Origin of the sequence: Bacillus sp. UNC125MFCrub1.1 (assembly GCF_000701305.1) — a bacterium.
Taxonomy (GTDB): Bacteria; Bacillota; Bacilli; order Bacillales; family Bacillaceae; genus Bacillus; species Bacillus altitudinis.
Window position 1 is genome coordinate 130,708 of the sequence record NZ_KL370769.1, and the last position, 21,177, is coordinate 151,884.

Genomic DNA, 21,177 nt, shown 5'->3' on the forward strand with positions numbered 1-21,177 from the left:
CATGAATTTGAGTAAGCAGCAAGAACAATTGGAGGCAGCTGCCTCCTTTGTTTCAAAACAGCTAAAGAATGAACCGACTGGACACGATGAAGCTCATATCAATCGTGTGCGCCAGCTTGCCGTCCATATTGCACAACAGGAGGGCGGGTCGCTTTTTGTCATTGAAATGGCAGCGATTATCCATGATGTCATTGATGACAAGCTGTCTAGTGAATGGAAGCTTTCACCGCATGATCTCAAGCAGCAGCTCCATTTGTGGGAAGTGGACACGCGAGATATTCGCTATATCATGGATATCATTACAACGATGTCTTTTCGTCACCGGCATATGAAGCATAAGCCAGTGACATTAGAAGGGGCCATTGTTCAAGATGCAGATCGGCTAGATGCGATAGGTGCAACTGGGATTGCAAGGGTGTTTACATATGCAGGTGCAAAAGGGGAGCCTCACTATACAGAGGGTGCTCACCAAGGCACAGTACTTTTGCATATGCAAGAAAAGCTGCTTCAATTAAAAGACTTGATGAACACACGTGCTGGAAAGCAGCTGGCTCATGAGCGGCATGAGTTTATGTGTCTATTTATCAAGACATGGAAAGAAGAATGCGGCCTTACAGATGAGTAGGGTCTTTATGTGTGTAAGGAGGATGTATAGATGAAAATAACTGCCATAGAACCAACGCCAAGCCCGAATACAATGAAAGTCATTTTGACAGAAGCGCTTGCAGGCGGTAAAAGCAATAACTACAAAAAAGATCAAAAAGACGAAGCGCCAGAGATGATCAAGCGCATTTTAACCATTGAAGGTGTAAAAGGTGTTTACCATGTAGCCGATTTCTTAGCGGTTGAGCGCAATGCGAAATTTGACTGGCAAGGTATTTTACAGCAAGTCAGAGAAGCCTTTGGACAAGAAACAGAAGGTCTTCAGGGAGAATCGCAGTCAGGTGATGACACATTTGGAGAAGTCAAAGTGTTTGTTCAAATGTTTAATGGGATTCCGATGCAGGTGAAGCTGACAGACGGTGAAAGAGAAGAACGATTTGGAATGCCTGAACGTTTCCAGGCAGCGATTTTAAAGCTAAGAAGCAGTTCAGATAATGTTGTATTTGAACGTGTGTGGAAAGAACATGGCGTACGTTTTGGAGAATTTGCTGATATCGGTCAAGAAGTCACAGAAGAGCTGCAAGCTGCATATGACGACGAGCGTTTATCCCGTTTAACAGAGGCAGTGAAGGAAGGTCAAGAGGCTGTAGATAAACAAGTGAACCGAAAAGCATATGATGTGACAGAAGAGATGCTGCGCGATGTAGATTGGAAGAAACGTTTTGCTCATTTAGAGCAAATGCAGCCAGAGAAAAAGGATATACCTGTTTTAATGAAAGCGATGGAGGATCCAAAAACATCGATTCGCAGACAAGCTGTAGTGAATGCTGGCATGATTGAAGATCCAGCCATTTTGCCTATTTTGTATAAAGGGCTTGAAGATAAAACAGTGACAGTTAGAAGAACTGCAGGAGATTGTATTTCGGATCTTGGTGATCCTAGTGCGATTGAAGCGATGATCCAAGCCTTAAAGGACCCAAGTAAGCTTGTCCGCTGGCGTGCGGCCATGTTCCTTTATGAAGAAGGTGACGAAACAGCACTTGAAGCTTTAAAAGAAGCGGAGCAGGACCCTGAATTTGAAGTCAGTCTTCAAGTGAAAATGGCCATCGAACGAATTGAGCACGGAGAAGAAGCAAAAGGCTCTGTGTGGAAGCAAATGACAGAAAGTAGAAAAAATGCATCAGAATCATAAGAAAGACGAGCAGGCTGCCAATAAAAGGCAGCTTTTTTTCTGAAAATGGCTTTTTTATTGGCAGAAAAATTTTTTTAGAAAAATTATTTTGAATATTGTTGAAATATGAGAAAAAACTCTATATAGTAGTACCAATATAGAATATTGGAGGTCAGATTTTATGACACAATCCTTGCTGAGCACTTGCTTCAGCAGAGAAATCAGTCACTATCTATTATAGGTGGCTAAATAAACAGAAAATTTGTAAAATAAAATGAACTCAAAATCATACAGTCAACAAGACTAGTAGTATAGGAGGCTTTTTAAACAGATGGCAGAACTTCGCAGTAATATGATTAAACAAGGAATTGACAGAGCACCTCACCGAAGCTTACTAAGAGCAGCTGGGGTAAAAGATGAGGATTTTGGCAAGCCGTTTATTGCCGTATGTAATTCCTATATTGATATTGTCCCAGGGCATGTCCATCTTCAGGAATTCGGAAAAATTGTGAAAGAAGCCATTCGTGAAGCTGGCGGTGTTCCATTTGAATTCAATACAATTGGGGTAGATGATGGTATTGCGATGGGGCATATTGGGATGAGATATTCATTGCCAAGCCGTGAAATCATAGCTGATTCAGTAGAGACCGTGGTGTCTGCACACTGGTTTGATGGCATGGTTTGTATTCCGAACTGTGATAAAATCACGCCAGGTATGATGATGGCTGCCATGCGTGTGAATATCCCAACTGTATTTGTCAGTGGTGGACCGATGGAAGCTGGGAGAACAAGTGATGGCAGAAAAATTTCGCTTTCTTCTGTCTTTGAAGGCGTAGGCGCATACCAATCAGGGAAAATCAATGAAGAGGAATTAAACGAATTAGAGCAGTTTGGCTGTCCAACATGCGGATCTTGCTCTGGTATGTTTACAGCAAACTCAATGAACTGTTTAGCAGAGGCGCTAGGGATTGCTCTTCCTGGAAATGGAACCATTCTGGCGACTTCACCAGAACGAAGAGAATTTGCGAAGAAGTCAGCAAAACAATTGATGGAGCTAATCAAAAAAGACATTAAACCACGTGATATTGTCACCGAAAAAGCGATTGATAACGCATTTGCTTTAGATATGGCACTTGGTGGTTCAACAAATACAGTTCTTCATACATTGGCGATTGCAAACGAAGCAGGCGTTGAATATTCACTTGAGCGTATCAATGAAGTCGCAGAACGTGTGCCGCATTTATCGAAACTTGCTCCAGCTTCAGATGTATATATTGAAGATTTACATGAAGCTGGCGGAGTGACCGCTGCACTAAATGAATTGTCCAAAAAAGAGGGGGCTCTTCATTTAGATACCATGACCGTCACAGCGAAAACGTTAGGCGAGAACATTGCAGGTCATGAAGTAAAAGATTATAACGTCATTTATCCAATTGACAAGCCATTTACTGAAAAGGGCGGCTTAGCCGTTTTATTTGGAAACCTTGCGCCAGATGGAGCAATCATTAAAACAGGCGGTGTACAAGACGGCATCACACGTCATGAAGGACCTGCGATCGTATTTGAATCCCAAGAGGAAGCACTTGAAGGAATTATTAATCGAAAAGTAGAAGCAGGACATGTTGTCATTATTCGTTATGAGGGACCTAAAGGCGGTCCAGGTATGCCTGAAATGCTAGCACCAACTTCACAAATTGTTGGAATGGGACTTGGTCCAAAGGTTGCTTTAATTACAGACGGACGATTCTCCGGTGCTTCTCGTGGATTGTCTATTGGACACGTCTCTCCAGAGGCAGCAGAAGGCGGCCCGCTTGCCTTTGTTGAAAATGGTGATCATGTCGTTGTTGATATCGAAAAACGCATTTTAAGCGTAGATGTCCCGGAAGAAGAATGGGAAAAAAGAAAAGCAAACTGGAAAGGCTTTGAGCCAAAAGTAAAAACAGGTTACCTTGCCAGATACTCAAAACTTGTGACATCAGCCAATACAGGCGGAATCATGAAAATTTAATGTGAAATTGATCATTTGAAAATTGGCTCTCTCTATAGTATCCTTTATTCACAACATAAGGATTATAGAGGGGGCTTTTTTATGTCAATGGCATATGAAGAATATATGCGTCAGCTCGTCGTACCAATGCGCCAAGAACTAACTAGTGCAGGGTTTCAAGAATTGGCGACTGAAGAAGAAGTAGAAAAAACGATGCAGGAAGCAGAAGGAACAACATTTGTTGTCGTCAATTCCGTATGCGGATGTGCTGCCGGTTTAGCACGCCCTGCTGCTACTCAAGCTGTCATGAAAGCAGAAAAAGCACCAGATCGAATGGTGACGGTTTTTGCTGGTCAGGACCGGGAAGCAACGGCTAAAATGAGAGAATACTTCACAGGTGAGGAGCCATCTTCTCCATCTATGGCACTTTTAAAAGGAAATGAACTCGTTCACTTTATCCCGCGTGACGAAATTGAAGGTCATGAAATGGAAGATATTATGAAGAACGTCTTATCTGCATTTGAAAAACATTGCTAATACAAATGTTGAAATGTCCTGTGATCCATCAGGGCATTTTTTCTTGATTATGATGGAGGAACGTCATGCTCATTACAACAAGCTTTAGAGCAAATGAACAAACAATTGAAACGGCAAAGGCCCTCGCAAAGGACTTGCATGGTGAGTATATCGAGCGGCGCAAACAATCTGTCAAACAGCTTGCGATCAAGCGGGGGGATGTACTGGTTGTTGGGAAAGAACGATTTGAATGGTATCAGTCAAATGGTGAAAAGTTCTTTTTCCATCCAAGCTCAGCGATGTTTAGGGTGAAGCGGGTTCTGCGAGGGGAAAAAGATCCATTAATAGAAGCAGCACAATTAAAGCCGGGCGATTCCTTTTTAGATTGTACGCTTGGCTTAGGATCTGATGCGATTACCGCAAGCTGCGCTACAGGCGCCAATGGAGAAGTGGCAGGCATTGAAAAAAATCCGATGACGGCATTGCTTGTTCGAGAAGGACTCAGCACATGGGAAACGGGTGTGAGAGAGGCAGACGAGGCGATGAAACGGATATCTGTCATCAGCGGGGATAGTATTGAGCAGTTAAAGAAGCTCCCTGATCGATCCTATGATATCGTCTATTTTGATCCAATGTTTGAAGAAACCATACAAGAGTCTGCTAGTATGATGCCGCTTCGTCATGCAGCTGAGCATCATTTTGACCATGAAACCGCTGTGAAAGAAGCAATGAGAGTGGCTAGAAAAAGAGTGGTTTTAAAAGATCATTGGAAAAGCACACGATTTACCACTGATTCCTATCAATTTCAGGTGATGAAACGTAAAACCGCCCAATTCCATTACGGATATATCTCAATAGAAGAAGACAAATCAACAAAACTTTAATCACTCTTAACAATAAAAAAAGCCCTATTTCAGGGCTTTTAATCGGTGATCTCCATATAGACAAAATAAAATAACGTCAGCAAGGAAGCTGTGATGAAAAACCCTTCAAGCATATCCATTCCTCCCAAATTTTAGTCGTCGTTACTGTCATTGTAAACGTTTTATCATGAAAAAGAAAGTCTCAACTCAATGACCAAATTGAATGACTGAAAATTCATTATATGCTAGAATAGCAGTATGATAACTTATGGAAGGAATTAGATATCATGAAAATGTGGATGAGAAAAACGCTTGTTGCACTCTTTACGATTGCGACTTTTGGTTTAATCTCTCCTCCATCGGCTTTGATGACAGACAAGCCATCTGAACTTTCTTCATCTGATAAAGCACCTTATACAGCAGTTTATGATACATCAGATGATACGCGCAGCTGGGAATTATCGCAAGAAGACAACAAAGAGCGGGTAGACCCCTTTGAGCAATATAAGCAAGAGGTTCTATCAAGTGCAGAAAACCAATCCTTTCTCAAATTTGGTCGTAAAATCACACCTGTCATTGAGGACGAGTATAGAGAAGAGATTCAACCAAAAATTGAACAAGTGTTAACCGACTTTTTAACAAATTTCAAAGATGACGAAAAATTTCAAGATGTTGTTTTAACTGATCAACCTTCAAGCGGAAATGGGGAAAAAATCTTCCACATTTATAATAGAAAGACTGGAGAAGATTTGCTTCGTTTTCATGTCAGGAGAGATCAGCCGCCTCACAGCGGATATTGGTTTAATTTTCACTACCATACAGCAGAAGATGGATTCCAGACGCATCATGAACTCGGTAATATTTACTGGGATAAAAACACCCCGCCGAGCTGGATGAGCCACTAGAAGGAGATGTCATGCCAATTGAAAAAGTATACAATGAACGAAATGGTTCGCATTACAAAACAGATGTTAAACGAGCGTGGAGTGAAAATAGAAGATATTGCACACATTGTGCTGAAACTCCAAGAGAAATACAACCCAAATCTTCCACTTAGTGTCTGCATTGAAAATGTTGAAAAAGTGCTGAATAAAAGGGAAATTGTCCACGCAGTTTTGACAGGACTTGCGCTTGATCAGCTGGCAGAAAAAAAGCTTTTGCCAGAACCTTTGCAGCATTTAGTTGAAACAGATGAACCGCTATATGGAATTGATGAGATTATTCCGCTTTCCATTGTCAATGTATATGGATCAATCGGTTTGACCAACTTCGGTTATCTAGACAAAGAGAAATTTGGTATTATTAGAGAATTAGATGAAGGTCGTCCTGGTGAAGTACACACCTTCCTTGATGACCTTGTCGCTGCGCTTGCCGCCGCCGCCGCAAGTCGCATAGCTCACTCTCACCAAGATATTAAGGACGAAGAGCAGGATCGAGTGAATCAAGCATAAAAAAGAAAAACATGTCTGCTCATCTTGCAGACATGTTTTTTTGGTTTCAATTGGTTTCAACAAAAGCAGAAATAAGGTAAACTACAACAAGAACATAAATAAAGGATGAAAAAAATGAAACAATACAAAGAGTTATGCCGTCATGTATTACAGCACGGGGATGAAAAAGGTGACAGAACAGGAACAGGCACTATCAGCACGTTCGGTTACCAAATGAGATTTGATTTACAGGAAGGGTTTCCTTTATTAACAACAAAGAAATTACACCTGAAATCAATCATTCATGAGTTACTGTGGTTTTTAAAAGGTGATACAAATGTCAAATATCTTCAAGAAAATGGTGTCCGTATTTGGAATGAATGGGCAGATGAAAATGGAGAGCTAGGGCGTGTGTATGGTGCGCAGTGGAGATCATGGGCGAGCGGAGACGGAGAGACAGTAGATCAGATCAGCAGACTGATCCATGATATTGAGAATCATCCTAATTCGAGAAGATTGATTGTCAGTGCGTGGAATCCAGGAGAGATTGATCAGATGGCGCTGCCTCCTTGTCATTGCTTGTTTCAATTTTACGTATCAAACGGTAAATTATCGTGCCAGCTCTATCAACGTTCGGCAGATATCTTTTTAGGTGTGCCTTTTAATATTGCTTCGTATGCACTTCTAACGATGATGATTGCCAAAGTGACAAACCTTGAGCCAGGAGAGTTTATTCATACGCTAGGAGATGCTCATATTTATCAAAATCATCTTCCGCAGGTCAAAATGCAGTTAGAGCGTGAGGAGCGCACACTTCCGCAGCTTCGCATCACTAGAGATGTCAAAAGTATTTTTGATTTTACGTTTGATGATTTTGTGCTCGAGAACTATGATCCACATCCGCATATTAAAGGAGAAGTCAGTGTATGATTTCCATGATAGTGGCGACAGGAAAAGACAGAGTCATTGGCAAAGATAATCAAATGCCTTGGCATTTACCCGCTGATTTAGCGTATTTTAAAAAAGTCACAAGTGGTCATGCCATTGTCATGGGTAGAAAAACGTTTGAATCAATTGGACGAGCACTGCCTAACCGCCGGAATATCGTGTTGACCACAAGTTCTTCTTTTCAAGCTGAAGGATGCGAGGTAGTCCATTCAATCGATGATATTTTAACCATTGCGAAGAACGAGGAAGAATTATTGATCATTGGCGGGTCTAAGCTGTATGAGGAAATGATGCCATACGCAGATCGTCTATATATCACGCACATTCATCATTCATTTGAAGGCGACCGTTTCTTCCCTTATTACGATGAAGATCATTGGACGGTTGTATCACGTGAAAAAGGCCATCGTGACGAAAAGAACCCCTACAATTATGAATTTGTCGTCTATGACAGAAAAGAAGGATAAGTGAGTAGGAGGAGTACGGTTGTTTCGTTATTGGTTTTTAACGATTTATGTTGTTGTATCCTTTTTTAAAAGTATAAGGCATTTGTATGATCATGAATTAACGGATCCACGCATTTCCTATACGAAACGAATGCATCTCATCCATGAGCATGCAAAAAGGTTTGCCAGAGGGTGTATTGATCAATCAGGATCGGTCATGACCATTCATCAGCAAAAAAGGCTGCCAGATGGCCCTGTTATTTATGTCACAGAAGCACATCATCCAGTGACGACGACATTGCTGATTGGTCACTTAGAGAAGCCATTTGCTTTTATGGCAAAACCGCATCTGTTTCGCTATCCCATCTTAAAACAATGGTTGAAGAAGATGGCGGTGATCAAGCAGAATCAATCTGATGAGGCGTTATTAGAAGAAGCAAGAGAAAGAGTTCTATCTGGCCAGAGTCTGTTGCTTTCTGAACAGTATCGTGTCATGGCAGAAACGCTTGCTGAAGAATGTAACTGCTCACTTGTTCCGGTTGAAACAAGCGGCACAGACCGTCTTTTAACAGGGAAGATCGTCAAAAGACTTCGTCCAGTTAATGTCGATATCCATATAAAAGCACCGGTCAAGATGAGTGATTACGCACAAAAGCGCGCATAGAAAAAACCAGCATCCGAATGTGGATGCTGGTTTTTTAATCATGCTGGGATGTTGACGCAATAAAATAGAATGCAGAAGAACATGGATGCACTTCCACCGAGAACAAAGCTGTGCCAAATCGCATGATGATAGGGAATTTTCCGCCAAATATAAAAGATCGTTCCGACTGAATACAAAATACCGCCTAATAGTAAGAGGCTGAATCCAGCTCCTGTTAATTGAATGTACAGAGGTTTAATTGCGATGATAATCATCCAGCCCATTAATAAATAAACAAGGGTGGATACAATGATAAACCGTTTGACGAAAAAGATTTTAAAAACGATACCGCCTGCAGCAAGTGCCCATACGATTGCAAGAAGAGTATAGCCAAGTGCGCCTTTTAATGGGCCAAGCAAAAATGGCGTATATGTACCAGCAATCAATACATAAATCGCAGAGTGGTCAAGGATTTCAAATACATCTTTTGTTTTTTTGTGCCGAATGCTATGAAGCAAAGTAGAGCTTAAATAAAGCAGTAGCATCGACGCGCCAAATATCGAAAAGCTAATAATGTCAGTGACAGTGCCGTATTGAACAGCGAATAAAACAAGAAAAACAATGGCGGGAATGGATAAAATGACGCCAATGCCATGTGTAATCGCGTTGGCAATTTCTTCTTTTACAGTAAACAATGGATGTCCTCCTTTATTGAACCGGTATATAACCATCAAGCGACTTCAGAAATGAGAGACCTTCAAGTGTAATCTTCGTTCCAGCTCTGCCTTTCCCTTTTGTCACATAGGCTTTTTTCTCAAGATCATCTAATCGACTCCTGACTTGCTGAGGGGTCAGCGGGATGTCGCCTTGTTTGCTTAACTCAGACAAGATACGTCTGCTGGCTGCTTCTCCTTTTTCATTTAGAGACTTAATGGCTTCGAGTAAGAAAACAAATTCTTGTTTCTCCATAAGCGTGAGCTGGTGTTCTTCTTTTTTTCCTTTACCAGCTGTTTGTTGAGGTAATAATACAAAAGGTGGCAAGTGATGCAAGAAAACTGTTTGCCCTTCGAGAATCGCTGCTGCATAATGAACGATATTTTTGAGCTCCTGGACATTCCCTTCAAACGAATATTGCTGTAAGACTTCCCACACACTTGAGTCGATGTCAGGCGTCATGTTCAGTTCTTGAAAGAAAGCAGCGGTTAAAATAGGAATATCTGTTTTTCGATCTTCTAAGGGCGGGAGAGGGATATGAAGCACATTGAGCCGATAAAACAGCTCAGGTAAAAAACTGGATGAAACGCTCATCGCCTCTAATGATAAAGACGAAGAAGCAATGATTTTTGTTGCAGGAGAATCTTCGAGAAAACGAATGACCTGATGCTGCATAGGAATACTGAATGCGCTGACTTCGTCTAAATAAAGCACATGATTTGCCGCATGAGTAAATGCTTCCTGCAAAGTCACTTCATCTACAATGGGGCAGTAGATATGTTTCATCGAAGCCTGCGCAGCAAATGTATTGGCCATTTCTTTTGCAAAGCGTGATTTGCCTGTTCCAATTTCACCTGTGATCAACACAGGCTCATCGTTTTTCGTGAATTGTTTAGCCAAATGAATGGCGTGTTTTATATCTTGGTGTTCTCCATATATAGAAGCAAACGGATGTGTGGTCATCGAGCGATTCCTTTCTTTTGGTTCTAATTGGTTTTATTATAACACCCAATTAGAACAAATGTATAGAAAAACGAAAAAGTTCATGAAATTTATCTCCGATCCATGATCTATTGGTTTATTTTTTGAATATTCATGTTATAATGACAAATTAAATAAGGTTAAAGAGAAAGGATCTTGTACATGAAACCGTTGCTCAAAGAAAACACGCTAATTCAAGTGAAAGACATCTTAAAAGCCCATCAAAATTTGAAGGATGTAGTGATTCATACACCACTTCAAAAAAATGAGCGACTTTCTGAACGATATGAATGTAATGTCTACTTAAAAAGAGAGGACTTGCAAGTTGTTCGTTCTTTTAAATTAAGAGGCGCTTTTAATAAAATGAGCCAGTTGCCAAAAGAAAAACTAGAAAACGGCATTGTTTGTGCCAGTGCAGGAAATCACGCACAAGGCGTTGCCTATTCTTGCAAATATTTAGGTATCCACGGGAAAATCTTTATGCCTGCTACCACACCAAGGCAAAAAGTATCTCAAGTGGAGCTTTTCGGAAAAGAATATGTTGACATTATCTTAACCGGAGATACCTTTGATGATTCGTATCATGAAGCAGTCAAATGCGGAGATAAGGAAAAGCGGGAATTTATCCATCCATTTGATGATTTAGATGTCATGGCAGGACAAGGAACAACTGCTGTAGAAATATTAAATGATATCGAAGTGGAGCCTCACTTTTTATTTGCAAGTGTTGGGGGCGGAGGTTTGTTATCTGGCGTTGGCACTTATATGAAAAATATCGCACCAGAAACAGAAATTATTGCAGTCGAGCCGCTTGGTGCCGCCTCACTTCATGCTTCCCACGAGAAAGGGGAGGTTGTCACACTTGATTCAATAGATAAGTTTGTAGATGGAGCAGCGGTTCAGCGGATTGGCGAAAAGACGTTTACGTCGCTTCAGTCTGTTGTCGATAAGATTAGTCTTGTACCAGAAGGAAAAGTATGTACAACCATTTTAGAGCTGTATAATCAATGCGCAATTGTAGCTGAGCCAGCGGGTGCGTTACCGATCGCGGCTTTAGATGCACATCGTGAGGAGATTAAAGGGAAAAATGTCGTTTGTATTGTCAGCGGAGGCAATAATGACATTGGCCGAATGCAAGAAATCAAAGAACGCTCCATGATTTATGAAGGACTCCAGCATTATTTCATCGTTAATTTTCCGCAAAGAGCAGGTGCTCTCAGGGAATTTTTAGATGAAGTGTTAGGGCCAAATGATGATATCTCACGCTTTGAATATACGAAAAAGAATAACCGAAGCAAAGGACCTGCGCTTGTTGGGATCGAATTGAAAGAAAGAGATGACTATGCAGCGCTGATTGACCGAATGAATAAAAAAGGCTTCCACTATGTTGAAGTGAATAAAGATCAAGATTTATTCCACCTATTTATTTAGGCTTAACAGATAATTGGAAAAGAGGATTGATCGTTTGTGCTGCTCAAAACAATATGTTTTAGACGGATGGATGGAGCTCAGATCAAGGTAACAGAAGTCCCTGTTTTAAAGGGAGATGAATCCTATGGTTTCATGCTCACCTTTAGACTTGAAGCTTTCTTGAAAAAAGTCTATGTATCTAAGGGAAAGAGGCATGTGTACTCTTTCAGGGAGGATGTGAAACGTAACGTCAAGTGGAGCACATATGAACAGATCTACCAAGAGCCTACACTAAAACACAATGCGTAAATTGGAATCTTTGCCAAAGAGAGTGAGCGGCCATTTTCAAATGGCGGCTACTCATCTTGGCAAGGATTTTTTACATGAAAAGAAGAAAATGTGACAATTTCAAAAACGTTCTGACAGTTGTTTTCAAGAATGCACGAAATAAGGTAATATCATATGTAAAGACTAAGACAGCAAGGATGAGACGATAGTGAAACAAATTAAAATTGTAACAGATTCAACTGTGGACCTTCCGCAAGAAAAAATCAATGATCTTTCCATTCATGTCATTCCGCTCAATATCTCCATTTCTGGGGTTGATTATATTGACCGAGTGAACATACAACCAGATGAATTTATTGAAAAAATGGAGGCCGCTGAAGAACTGCCGAAAACGTCTCAACCTGCGATCGGTCAATTCGTCGAATTATATGAAAAACTGACGGCAGATGGAAGCGAAGTCATTAGTATCCATTTAACTGGTGGGATGAGTGGTACGGTTCAAACTGCTGAAAGCGCTTCTAAAATGGTAGACGGAAATATCACTGTCATCGATTCGAATTTTATTTCCTATGGTTTAGGGTTTCAAGTCACCAAAGCAGCAGAGCTTGCAAAAAAAGGGGCAAGCCGTGATGACATCCTCAAAGAAATGGACAAAATTCGTCTTAAAACAAAGCTATTTGTCACAATCGATACATTAGAAAATCTCGTGAAAGGTGGACGAATTGGAAGAGGAAAGGCGCTGATCGGTTCACTTCTTCATATTAAACCAATTGCCAGCTTAACAGACGGCATATACACACCAGAAGCGAATGTGAGAAGTTACTCCGCTCTTGTCCGCTATTTGACAAAACAGTATGTACAGGCGGTGAAAGGGAAAACCGTTCAGGCAATTGGGATTGCACATGCAGACGCATTAGAACTTGCAGAAAAGCTTAAAGCAGCACTGCTTGATCACACACCTGATGCACTAGTTGACATCGCTTATACAACACCGATTATTTCCTGTCATACTGGTAAGGGCGCTATAGGCTTTACTTTTTATACCGATTGATTGAAAAGGGGATGTAATTGTCATGTATACAAAAAGGGGAGCCTTATTTGGTGCGCTTACGATTATAAGCGTGCTTCTTTTAGTCTCATGTTCAAATGGACAAATCAAGGATGCGTTAAATTATCAAATCCAGCCGTTTGAGTATCAAAACCAGGATGGTCAAAAGGTGTCGCTCGACGATTTAAAGGGGAAAGTCTGGGTGGCAGATTTTATTTTCACAAGCTGTGAAACGATTTGCCCGCCGATGACCGCACATATGACAGAGCTACAAAAACGGTTAAAAGAAGAAAAATTGGATGCGCACATCATTTCATTTAGCGTCGATCCAGAGGTGGATTCACCGAAAAAGCTAAAGGAATTTGCAAAAGCATATCCATTATCCTTTAAAAATTGGGATTTTCTCACTGGTTACTCGCAGTCAGCGATTGAAAAATTTGCAATGAAAAGCTTTAAGACGATTGTAAAAAAACCTGAAGACGAAGACCAAGTGATACACCAATCTCTGTTTTTCCTCGTTGATCAAGAAGGAAAAGTGATGAAAAACTATGATGGTGTTCAAAATACGCCATATGATGAAATCATCAAGGACATCAAAACACTGAGTCGAAGCTAGCATAAGGATGTTCAAATGAGCGAAAACATGATACACTTTTTTAATCAGAAAAAGGAGGGACATCATCGTTTGAAGGCTCGTTTGATTTTGATTGTGATGTCTCTAGCTTTTGTTCTTTCTGCATGTTCCGCACAAGAGGCTGGCATAAAGGATAAACTAGAAGACACACAAAACGTAAAAGAACATATTACGATCGCAGCGGTTGGAGATTCCTTAACAGAAGGAATCGGAGATCAAAATAAAAAAGGGTATGCCGGCATCACCCGTGACAAGATAGAAGCGGTGGACGGTGTACAGTCTGTTACATTAAAAAACTATGCCATTAAAGGCAGTAGAACGGTAGATTTATTAAAAAGATTAAAAGAAAAAAAAGTGCAGGATGGACTGAAAGACGCTGATTATATTTTCTTTACGATCGGCGGAAATGACTTAATGCATGTCGTCCGTCAAAATGTGCTCAACTTGACATTTGCTCCTTTTCAAAAAGAGCAAGGTCCTTTTGAAGAGCGTTTTAAGACCATTCTTGCTCAATTAAGAGAGCATAATGACCATGCAAAGATCATGTATGTCAGTATGTACAATCCTTTTAAATTCAGCTTGTCTGAGCTGAGAGATATTGATGAGGTCGTCAAAGACTGGAATGCTGCTGCCGAAAAAGAACTAAAAAAAGACGGCAATGCTGATATGATCGATGTAGCAGATTTATTTGAAGATGATCAAGATGAAAAATTACTGGCAGATGATGATTTCCACCCAAACCAAAAGGGGTACTCTCTTATGGCAAATCGTTTATTCTCAGAAGTGAAAAAAGAAGGACTGCCGAAGGAATAGGGTGAAAAGATGAAAAAATGGAAGAGTTTATTTTTTATTTTACTGTCAATTAATCTATTGATTGTTCTTGTATGCGGTATTTTTATGCTGCTGCCGAGCGATCAATCCGCTTCGAAAAAAGAAGTGAACAGCGAGTATGCTTTTAACATTTCTAGTTCAAAAGAGTCGCTTACCAGCTTTGTCAATGATTATTTGAAAAACCAAGGATCAAGCGATATGCCCGACTTTCATGTTGCGATTGACCAAGATGTGAAAGTAACAGGTGCAATCAAAGCTTTTTCTTCAACGATTAATGCAAATGTATCATTTACACCATCTGTTGAAGATAATGGGGATGTTCTGCTGAAAGTAGATGACTTTTCAATTGGACAATTAAGCATCCCAATCAGTTTTGTTTTAAGCTACATGGGTCAATTCTATGAACTGCCTGATTTCGTTCATGTGAAACCAGACCAAAAAACGGTGGAAGTGCGCCTTTCAGAAATGCCGCTGACGAATGATATGTATGTCAAAGCGAACAAAATTGATCTTGAGAATGATGAAATTGAATTCTCATATTATCATCCAAAGCAATAGAACGTGTAAGTCAGGAGTGAAACTATGAAGCGAGTCTATCAATATTTTAGTTTACTGTCGCTCTTATTTGCTGCATACTTTGGCATGACAGCTGCCTCTCATTTAAAAGCAGAAAATATCGACCAGTTTTACTTAAATATCGCCTATTGTGCATTATTTTTAGGTACCATGATTCTTGCTTTTGATTTTCAAAAACAAGAAAAAGCTGAAGATGTCTCGTAAATAGCCTTTTCCATTTGGAAAGGCTATTTATCTTATTTTCAGCGTGATTGAAAACCTTTGCATTCTAGGAAGGACGAGTACCGGCGCAGAGTGAATGTGACATTCGTGAGCACCAGCACGCAGGACTGACACCGAATGCGAGGGTTTGTCTACACGCTAAGAGCCTTTTCCATTTGGAAAGGCTCTTTTTACATTTGGTGAGACAAGACGACTTTTGCCATTAGCTCTGGCTCTCCGTTTGCAAATCCATGAAGTAAAATAAGATAGGCCCGCTTTGTTTGCAGGTGAACTTTCGGAATATCTAGCAGTACACTTTGAGTACCGGCAGCTTTTAATTCAAAGTGATACTTATTCGGAGAGAAGTGGTGGGTTTGGGTGCCGTTCACATATCCGAGTTCCTTTGATAACATGCCTTGATCTCGTTCATATATATCAATGAAAGGGAGGTCTGGTGACAGCTGGATAAACGTGAGTGCTGATAGCTCTTCTTGCTTAATCAGCGAGTCTTGCTTTTCTGTGAGCAGCGCAAAGCCGGTACGAGCTCCTGTGATACATAGCGTGTAAGTCTCGTTTCCATTAATCATCATACGAGAAGAAAGAATTCTTTCTTTTGTAGCCAGCTTGAATACTTCTATCTCATAAACACCCTCATCCCATTCCATATAAGCAGACAGCTGACCGTATGGCAGCTTTTTTTGGATTGGCTGCTGATTTACAAATACAGCAAGCTCACTTAAATCCGGTGCAGCGTGAAATAATCGAATAACAGCTTTGGAAATGGTGTTTCTCGGATGGTATGGGGGAAAGGTAGCTAATGGACGATATAGAAATTGATTCATCTCGTAGAGCTGCTGCACGTCTTTATCCCTTCTTTCTCTGCAATGTGTTTTTTGTAGCGTATGCAAGAAAGGGACGATCTGTATAGGCAAAAGAAACATAGAAAAAAGCCTGACACTTTTTGTCAGGCTCTCGTATTAAGAAGGAGATGAATATTGATGATATTCAGCCAACTTAATGAACGTTTTTTCATCCTCAATTAATCCGCAAACGCCGCACTGGACTTTGATTTTCGGTCCTTGATAGTTCATGTGAAAAGGAGAAAGCTGATCTCCTTCATATGTTTCGACAATAGCTCCAGTTGCTGGATCAAGTTTCACAGGTTCTGAATGCTGCTCGATGAGATTAAAACGCGTTCTGTTGGTTTTGCAGTTCGGACAAAGATATGGACTTGTCATGGTTCATTCCACCTTTTTATCCGTAGCATGTCCTCCACGCTAAAATCTATGCTTAATCTTTTTGACTTTTATCCAGCTTTTTAAATAATTTGATCATCGTTTTCAGTTCTTCATCATCAAATGATTCAAATCGTTCCATGAAGTATTCTGTTTTCTTTTTCTCAAAATGCTCAGTAATTTCCTTACCCTTATCGGTTAAGTGGATTTTGATGATGCGTCGATCCTCTTTTGAACGGATACGAGTGATCCAGCCTTTTTCTACAAGTGTGTCGGTTACAGCTGTAATATGGCTTGCTGATACACCGAGAATTGAGGCGAATTCCGTTACTTTTTTTGCGCCTTGTTCACGCAGCAGATTTAAAATGAGAAATTCATTCCGAGATAATTCGTTTTCAAGCAAGCTGTTAATTTCATAACGTATTTGCTTAAATACGGTTCTCAGTAAAGTATCCATTTCATACATCATTTGTTTTCTTTGTTCCAATCATTAAACCCCCATTATATTTTAAGATACGACAGAATGCTTTCTTTTGTTTTTAGGTATACAAGTCGTATCATTTTCATTATTTTTTATCATGTTATAATATGATGATACCATTTTTTAAATGAAGGGGGCACTAATATGTCTGAAAAACAAGAATTAGCCACATTTGCTGGAGGCTGTTTCTGGTGTATGGTTAAACCTTTTGATGAACAGCCAGGCATTATCAAAGTTGAATCAGGGTATACTGGCGGACATACAGTGAATCCAACCTATGAGGAAGTATGTACAAATACGACAGGCCATAGAGAAGCCGTTCAAATTACCTTTGATCCAGACGTTTTTCCGTATGAGAAGCTATTAGAACTATATTGGCAGCAAATAGACCCAACAGATGATGGAGGACAATTTGGTGATAGAGGAGAGTCCTACCGTACAGGGATTTATGTCCACAATGAAAAACAAAGGCAACTTGCAGAAACATCAAAAGAGCAGCTGAGCCAAAGTGGAATTTTCCAAAAGCCAATCGTGACAGAAATTTTAGAGGCTAGCCCTTTTTATCCTGCTGAGGAATATCATCAGCATTATTATAAAAAGAACAAAATGCACTACGAACGATACCATGTCGGTTCGGGCAGAGCAGGTTTTATTCAATCTCATTGGAGTGATAAATAATGGCTAACGAAAAAGAGCAGCGCATCAAAGAATTAAACCGTATGCAGTACGAAGTGACGCAAAATAATGGAACTGAGCCGCCATTTCAAAATGAATTTTGGGACCATAAGGAAGAGGGCATTTATGTAGATATCATTTCAGGCAAACCATTGTTTTCTTCTTTAGATAAATTTGATGCCCATTGCGGCTGGCCAAGTTTTACAAAACCGATTGAAGATCAAGAGGTAGAAGAGAAAGTAGATACGAGCCATGGCATGGTGCGGACTGAAGTTCGCAGTAAGACGGCCGACTCTCACCTTGGTCATGTATTCCCAGACGGCCCAGGGCCAAAAGGTCTTCGGTATTGTATTAATTCTGCCGCTTTAAAGTTTATCCCGAAGGATGATCTTGAAAAAGAAGGCTATGGTCATTTGAAACACATCTTTCAATAATTGATTTAAAAATCGTCACATGGAAGTCAGCTGCTTCCGTGTGACGATTTTTTTATTTTTTATGGTGTGTATGATGTAATTGTTCAATGATGTGAAACAGCTTCTCTTTTGTAATGAGCGGTGCTTCGTTTGATGTGTAATGGGTCAAATGGACTTTTTGAAAATGAGGGTGAAGATGTGGTCTTGGTAAAATGGCATAAAATTGTTCATGTTCAAACAGTGAATCTGCCTCGTGAGGGAATGTGAGTTCCTCGTGAAGTTTTTCTCCAGGTCTTTTGCCGACAACGAGAATATCAGGAGAAGGAACGTTGATCTGACCGGCATATTCATGAAATGCTTTCAATAGATCAGCCAGCTGTAATGACTCCATCTTGAGAATGAATGTTTCGCCGCCTTTCATCATGATAGCTGCTTCAAGCGTGAGGGATACAGCTTCTTCGATAGACATAAAAAAGCGTGTCATCTTAGGATCAGTTACAGTTAGAGGTTGTTCATTTAACAACTGTTGAAGCATGATGGGGATGACGGAACCCCTTGATCCAAGCACATTGCCAAACCGGACAGAGCAAAATCTCGTTTTCTGATTTGAAATACTTTCATTCGCTTGAAAAAACAATTTTTCTGAAATTAATTTTGTAGCTCCCATGGCATTTGTCGGAGAAACCGCTTTGTCGGTTGAAATGTTGACAACATGACTGACTTCATGTTCAAGTGCTGCTTCGATGACATGCTGTCCGCCGATGATGTTGGTTTGGACAGCTTCAAACGGATTATCTTCGCAGGTGGGTACTTGTTTGAGTGCAGCTGCATGGAAGATGATATCTACTCCTTTGACAAGCTGCCTGACGCGGCTTGCATCCCTCACATCTCCAAGTGCAAATACAACCTCTGGATTTGCCGCATATTCATTTTTCATCATGTATTGTTTACTGTCATCTTTACTGAAGACAATGACCTTTTTAGGAGAGCAGGCTGTTAATTTTTTCACAATCTGCCGGCCGATCGAACCCGTACCGCCTGTGACCAAGATGATTTTGTCACGAAAAAAGGTCTTCAAACTCGTTTCTATTTGTTTGGACATATCTAATCCCCCAACTCTCATTTCTCTACTTTGCATCATATGTGAAAGAGTGGAAGACGTTTGAGGAAAAGAACCACTTCATGCATAAATTAGGTGAACCAATTATAACCATCTGCTTGACGACTTAATAGAATATGTAGAGATAGAAGATTAAGTAGAATAGCGAGGCACCTGAAGACTTCAGTACGGCGATCAGCTCAGCTCTCAGAATGTATTCACTGATACTGAGCTGCGCGAGGGGAGAAGATCATACATGTATAGGGGAAATCGTATTTTAGCCATGATACCAGCTTTTAGCAGCAAGCAGGGGCATCATGCTGAACACATTCGCGTATTGGCGGAGCGGCCGCTAATCTATTGGACCATTCAGCCATTATTACAAATGATTGAATTAGATGAAGTCATCGTATCTTCAGAGGATGTGAATACTCAAATCATTTCGTCCCACTATGGAGCAAATGTGATTGAACTGCCAAGCACACATGTGACAGAACAAACACCTTCTTTAGTAGCTGTGAAGCATGCGCTTGCTTATTTAGAACGAGAGGGAAAGACATTTGATATTGTTTTGTATTTGCATCCATCATCACCACTAAGGCAGACGGCAGATATTGAGACCTGCTTGCAGCTTCTAGTAGAGGGGGGATATGATTGTGCGGCTTCTTTTACAGAGGCGTTAGAAAATCCAAATGAAACTTGGACACTTCATGACACCAATGAAGCCAGCCTGTATAAGGACAATCATTATTTTTTTGTACCAACTCAGGAGCACCCTTATACGTATGGGCGTTTAAATGGAGCTGTCTATGCGTTTCATGTTCCATATGCAAAAGAATGCATTCATTCCTTTTTAGAAGGATCTGTTGGTGCATATATGATGGATCATGCGCAATCGCTTGTTGTGAAAAGTGAGGAGGATCGGAAAAAGGCAGAGAAGATTTTATTGGCTCGACAAGATGCAGAAGGAACGGCATAAGATGATGGCAATTAGAAAAAGCGCCCGGTCATAGGGCGCTTTTGACTATTTCATAAAGTCTGTAAGGCAGCGTATCAAATGTGTTCCAGCGAACGACTTGCTCGTAATTGTTCTCTGCAACCGATTGTCTTTGTTGAGGGTTTTTTACATAGTGCTCGACCTGCTTAATCAAATCGTTTTCATGTGTGTAAAAAGCGAAGCTTGAAAATGCCTGTGACGGTTGTAGATCTGTCAACTGAAAGCCTCCGCTTGCAGCGATATCAAATGCTCTGTTGTTGAGACTCATATTTTGAACATTGGCTTTGTTTTGATTATAGGCAAATTGCGCGGGCCTGTGCGGATTCAGAACAATGGCTGATGTTTGATAGATGTCTGCCATCTGCTCGGGACTCAGCCAGTGGGTCATCAGTGAGAGATCACGATATCGTCTGCGTGATTTATTCAACACGCGATGCCACTCTTTTCCTGCTACGAGAATGCGCCATTTGTTTTGATGTAAGAGTGTATCGATAGCTTTGATGCGGTTTGGATAAGGGTAGCCAATGAGTGCAATGTCATAAATGCACGATTCATGTGGTGATTCTTTTTTCTGAAATACGTGTGTATTGGTTGGAATGGGAAAGTAGTGCGTGTGATTAGCGCCTAGTTGTTTGTAAAATGACAAAGCACCTTCGTCAATCGTTAAGATCAGCTGTGCATCATTTACGCATGCAGCTGACACATCTATATAAAAAGGGTCTTCTGTCATCCACAGTACAACGGGGATCTTTTCTTGTTTGAATTGATGAAGCAGTTCTGTTGGAATATGGTCACCGATCATCATGAAAACAAAATCCGGAGAAAATGTCCGGATTTTGTGCATATAAGCGGGTAGAGTTTCCCTTTCCACCTTGATGCATGAAAAGGGGGAATCAATGAAGCTATCTTCTATCCATTGATCGAACATCCGATAGATTCCACCGTAGCCAGAGCTGATATAAAGAAGCTTCATGATGGCCCTCTCAC

27 protein-coding genes are annotated in these 21,177 nt (G+C 40.6%); 20 read left to right on the forward strand and 7 right to left on the reverse strand.

The features are described from left to right. Position 1: 1 nt before the first annotated feature. The 10 genes from N521_RS13510 (at position 2) to N521_RS13555 (ending at position 8,628) form a co-directional block, all read left to right on the forward strand. Positions 2-625 (forward strand): HD domain-containing protein, encoded by a 624-nt coding sequence (locus N521_RS13510; protein ID WP_035391711.1) that lies wholly within the window; start codon positions 2-4, stop codon positions 623-625. Positions 626-655: 30 nt separating this feature from the next. Continuing rightward, positions 656-1,795, forward strand: a complete 1,140-nt coding sequence (locus N521_RS13515) for a conserved virulence factor C family protein (RefSeq protein WP_035391713.1) — start codon at positions 656-658, stop codon at positions 1,793-1,795. Positions 1,796-2,105: 310 nt separating this feature from the next. Next, positions 2,106-3,782 carry a dihydroxy-acid dehydratase gene (gene ilvD, locus N521_RS13520; protein ID WP_007500822.1) on the forward strand — a complete coding sequence of 559 codons (1,677 nt, stop codon included), beginning with the start codon at positions 2,106-2,108 and terminating at the stop codon, positions 3,780-3,782. A gap of 81 nt (positions 3,783-3,863) precedes the next feature. Next, entirely contained in the window at positions 3,864-4,298 is a 435-nt protein-coding gene (locus N521_RS13525; protein ID WP_035391715.1) for a BrxA/BrxB family bacilliredoxin, read from the forward strand. A gap of 65 nt (positions 4,299-4,363) precedes the next feature. Continuing rightward, positions 4,364-5,161, forward strand: a complete 798-nt coding sequence (locus N521_RS13530; protein WP_035391717.1) for a class I SAM-dependent methyltransferase — start codon at positions 4,364-4,366, stop codon at positions 5,159-5,161. A 266-nt stretch (positions 5,162-5,427) separates the two neighbouring features. After that, a complete protein-coding gene (locus N521_RS13535) occupies positions 5,428-6,045 on the forward strand; it encodes a YpjP family protein (RefSeq protein ID WP_007500816.1) in 618 nt (205 codons plus the stop codon). Between the two features lie 18 nt (positions 6,046-6,063). After that, entirely contained in the window at positions 6,064-6,591 is a 528-nt protein-coding gene (locus tag N521_RS13540) for a phosphatidylglycerophosphatase A family protein (RefSeq protein ID WP_008346387.1), read from the forward strand. Positions 6,592-6,705: 114 nt separating this feature from the next. Continuing rightward, positions 6,706-7,500: a thymidylate synthase gene (locus N521_RS13545; RefSeq protein ID WP_008346390.1), complete on the forward strand. Its 795-nt coding sequence runs from the start codon at positions 6,706-6,708 to the stop codon at positions 7,498-7,500. After that, positions 7,497-7,985, forward strand: a complete 489-nt coding sequence (gene folA, locus N521_RS13550) for a type 3 dihydrofolate reductase (protein WP_019743261.1) — start codon at positions 7,497-7,499, stop codon at positions 7,983-7,985. The genes N521_RS13545 and folA overlap by 4 nt, the downstream gene beginning before the upstream one ends. 19 nt (positions 7,986-8,004) lie before the next feature. Further along, positions 8,005-8,628 carry a lysophospholipid acyltransferase family protein gene (locus N521_RS13555; protein ID WP_017359699.1) on the forward strand — a complete coding sequence of 208 codons (624 nt, stop codon included), beginning with the start codon at positions 8,005-8,007 and terminating at the stop codon, positions 8,626-8,628. Positions 8,629-8,666: 38 nt separating this feature from the next. On the opposite strand, the gene trhA is transcribed toward N521_RS13555, so the two are convergent. Next, entirely contained in the window at positions 8,667-9,302 is a 636-nt protein-coding gene (gene trhA, locus N521_RS13560) for a PAQR family membrane homeostasis protein TrhA (RefSeq protein WP_008346394.1), read from the reverse strand. A gap of 13 nt (positions 9,303-9,315) precedes the next feature. Then, positions 9,316-10,284 carry a sigma 54-interacting transcriptional regulator gene (locus tag N521_RS13565; protein ID WP_035391720.1) on the reverse strand — a complete coding sequence of 323 codons (969 nt, stop codon included), beginning with the start codon at positions 10,282-10,284 and terminating at the stop codon, positions 9,316-9,318. 180 nt (positions 10,285-10,464) lie between these two features. Between N521_RS13565 and ilvA the strand changes: the two genes are divergently transcribed. The 7 genes from ilvA to ypmT all read left to right on the forward strand — a co-directional run bounded on the left by ilvA (position 10,465) and on the right by ypmT (position 15,293). Then, positions 10,465-11,733 (forward strand): threonine ammonia-lyase IlvA, encoded by a 1,269-nt coding sequence (gene ilvA, locus N521_RS13570; protein WP_008346398.1) that lies wholly within the window; start codon positions 10,465-10,467, stop codon positions 11,731-11,733. 36 nt (positions 11,734-11,769) lie between these two features. Beyond that, entirely contained in the window at positions 11,770-12,021 is a 252-nt protein-coding gene (locus N521_RS13575; RefSeq protein WP_008346400.1) for a YpmP family protein, read from the forward strand. Positions 12,022-12,208: 187 nt separating this feature from the next. Continuing rightward, complete coding sequence (locus N521_RS13580) at positions 12,209-13,051, forward strand: DegV family protein (protein ID WP_017359697.1); 843 nt, start codon at positions 12,209-12,211, stop codon at positions 13,049-13,051. Between the two features lie 22 nt (positions 13,052-13,073). Then, positions 13,074-13,664, forward strand: coding sequence for an SCO family protein (locus tag N521_RS13585; RefSeq protein WP_035391723.1), 591 nt, complete (start codon positions 13,074-13,076; stop codon positions 13,662-13,664). Positions 13,665-13,733: 69 nt separating this feature from the next. Continuing rightward, positions 13,734-14,495 carry an SGNH/GDSL hydrolase family protein gene (locus N521_RS13590; protein ID WP_025207511.1) on the forward strand — a complete coding sequence of 254 codons (762 nt, stop codon included), beginning with the start codon at positions 13,734-13,736 and terminating at the stop codon, positions 14,493-14,495. A gap of 9 nt (positions 14,496-14,504) precedes the next feature. Further along, the gene (locus N521_RS13595; protein ID WP_024718556.1) at positions 14,505-15,071 is read left to right on the forward strand and encodes a YpmS family protein; all 567 of its coding nucleotides are present in this window, start codon (positions 14,505-14,507) and stop codon (positions 15,069-15,071) included. Between the two features lie 24 nt (positions 15,072-15,095). Continuing rightward, positions 15,096-15,293, forward strand: coding sequence for a protein YpmT (gene ypmT / locus N521_RS13600; RefSeq protein WP_008346409.1), 198 nt, complete (start codon positions 15,096-15,098; stop codon positions 15,291-15,293). Positions 15,294-15,481: 188 nt separating this feature from the next. On the opposite strand, the gene N521_RS13605 is transcribed toward ypmT, so the two are convergent. From N521_RS13605 to N521_RS13615, 3 genes are all read right to left on the reverse strand, one after another. After that, complete coding sequence (locus N521_RS13605; RefSeq protein ID WP_024718557.1) at positions 15,482-16,150, reverse strand: DUF4397 domain-containing protein; 669 nt, start codon at positions 16,148-16,150, stop codon at positions 15,482-15,484. A gap of 117 nt (positions 16,151-16,267) precedes the next feature. Then, the gene (locus tag N521_RS13610) at positions 16,268-16,528 is read right to left on the reverse strand and encodes a hypothetical protein (protein ID WP_008346413.1); all 261 of its coding nucleotides are present in this window, start codon (positions 16,526-16,528) and stop codon (positions 16,268-16,270) included. Positions 16,529-16,580: 52 nt separating this feature from the next. Further along, positions 16,581-17,012: a MarR family transcriptional regulator gene (locus tag N521_RS13615; protein ID WP_007500780.1), complete on the reverse strand. Its 432-nt coding sequence runs from the start codon at positions 17,010-17,012 to the stop codon at positions 16,581-16,583. A gap of 138 nt (positions 17,013-17,150) precedes the next feature. On the opposite strand from N521_RS13615, the gene msrA reads away from it, so the two are divergent. Then, on the forward strand, positions 17,151-17,684 hold the full coding sequence (msrA, locus tag N521_RS13620; RefSeq protein WP_035391726.1) for a peptide-methionine (S)-S-oxide reductase MsrA: 534 nt from the start codon (positions 17,151-17,153) through the stop codon (positions 17,682-17,684). Then, positions 17,684-18,115 (forward strand): peptide-methionine (R)-S-oxide reductase MsrB, encoded by a 432-nt coding sequence (gene msrB / locus N521_RS13625; RefSeq protein ID WP_008346418.1) that lies wholly within the window; start codon positions 17,684-17,686, stop codon positions 18,113-18,115. The genes msrA and msrB overlap by 1 nt, the downstream gene beginning before the upstream one ends. Before the next feature lie 52 nt (positions 18,116-18,167). Here msrB and N521_RS13630 read toward each other — a convergent pair whose 3' ends face one another. Next, on the reverse strand, positions 18,168-19,196 hold the full coding sequence (locus N521_RS13630; protein WP_019743264.1) for an SDR family NAD(P)-dependent oxidoreductase: 1,029 nt from the start codon (positions 19,194-19,196) through the stop codon (positions 18,168-18,170). A 253-nt stretch (positions 19,197-19,449) separates the two neighbouring features. Here N521_RS13630 and N521_RS13635 point away from each other — a divergent pair, with 253 nt between their 5' ends. After that, the gene (locus tag N521_RS13635; protein WP_035391727.1) at positions 19,450-20,172 is read left to right on the forward strand and encodes an acylneuraminate cytidylyltransferase family protein; all 723 of its coding nucleotides are present in this window, start codon (positions 19,450-19,452) and stop codon (positions 20,170-20,172) included. Positions 20,173-20,200: 28 nt separating this feature from the next. On the opposite strand, the gene N521_RS13640 is transcribed toward N521_RS13635, so the two are convergent. Then, the gene (locus N521_RS13640) at positions 20,201-21,163 is read right to left on the reverse strand and encodes a CgeB family protein (protein WP_035391729.1); all 963 of its coding nucleotides are present in this window, start codon (positions 21,161-21,163) and stop codon (positions 20,201-20,203) included. Positions 21,164-21,177: the final 14 nt, after the last annotated feature.

Excerpts from the sequence above, each read along its gene's own strand:
- ypmT (WP_008346409.1), top strand. The coding sequence starts at position 15,096 with ATGAAGCGAGTCTATCAATATTTTAGTTTACTGTCGCTCTTATTTGCT.
- N521_RS13635 (WP_035391727.1), top strand. The coding sequence starts at position 19,450 with ATGTATAGGGGAAATCGTATTTTAGCCATGATACCAGCTTTTAGCAGC.
- msrA (WP_035391726.1), top strand. The coding sequence starts at position 17,151 with ATGTCTGAAAAACAAGAATTAGCCACATTTGCTGGAGGCTGTTTCTGG.
- ilvD (WP_007500822.1), top strand. The coding sequence starts at position 2,106 with ATGGCAGAACTTCGCAGTAATATGATTAAACAAGGAATTGACAGAGCA.
- ilvA (WP_008346398.1), top strand. The coding sequence starts at position 10,465 with ATGAAACCGTTGCTCAAAGAAAACACGCTAATTCAAGTGAAAGACATC.
- msrB (WP_008346418.1), top strand. The coding sequence starts at position 17,684 with ATGGCTAACGAAAAAGAGCAGCGCATCAAAGAATTAAACCGTATGCAG.
- N521_RS13610 (WP_008346413.1), bottom strand. The coding sequence starts at position 16,528 with ATGACAAGTCCATATCTTTGTCCGAACTGCAAAACCAACAGAACGCGT.
- N521_RS13515 (WP_035391713.1), top strand. The coding sequence starts at position 656 with ATGAAAATAACTGCCATAGAACCAACGCCAAGCCCGAATACAATGAAA.
- N521_RS13565 (WP_035391720.1), bottom strand. The coding sequence starts at position 10,284 with ATGACCACACATCCGTTTGCTTCTATATATGGAGAACACCAAGATATA.
- N521_RS13545 (WP_008346390.1), top strand. The coding sequence starts at position 6,706 with ATGAAACAATACAAAGAGTTATGCCGTCATGTATTACAGCACGGGGAT.
- N521_RS13525 (WP_035391715.1), top strand. The coding sequence starts at position 3,864 with ATGTCAATGGCATATGAAGAATATATGCGTCAGCTCGTCGTACCAATG.
- N521_RS13595 (WP_024718556.1), top strand. The coding sequence starts at position 14,505 with ATGAAAAAATGGAAGAGTTTATTTTTTATTTTACTGTCAATTAATCTA.
- N521_RS13535 (WP_007500816.1), top strand. The coding sequence starts at position 5,428 with ATGAAAATGTGGATGAGAAAAACGCTTGTTGCACTCTTTACGATTGCG.
- folA (WP_019743261.1), top strand. The coding sequence starts at position 7,497 with ATGATTTCCATGATAGTGGCGACAGGAAAAGACAGAGTCATTGGCAAA.
- N521_RS13630 (WP_019743264.1), bottom strand. The coding sequence starts at position 19,196 with ATGTCCAAACAAATAGAAACGAGTTTGAAGACCTTTTTTCGTGACAAA.
- N521_RS13640 (WP_035391729.1), bottom strand. The coding sequence starts at position 21,163 with ATGAAGCTTCTTTATATCAGCTCTGGCTACGGTGGAATCTATCGGATG.
- N521_RS13530 (WP_035391717.1), top strand. The coding sequence starts at position 4,364 with ATGCTCATTACAACAAGCTTTAGAGCAAATGAACAAACAATTGAAACG.
- N521_RS13510 (WP_035391711.1), top strand. The coding sequence starts at position 2 with ATGAATTTGAGTAAGCAGCAAGAACAATTGGAGGCAGCTGCCTCCTTT.
- N521_RS13585 (WP_035391723.1), top strand. The coding sequence starts at position 13,074 with ATGTATACAAAAAGGGGAGCCTTATTTGGTGCGCTTACGATTATAAGC.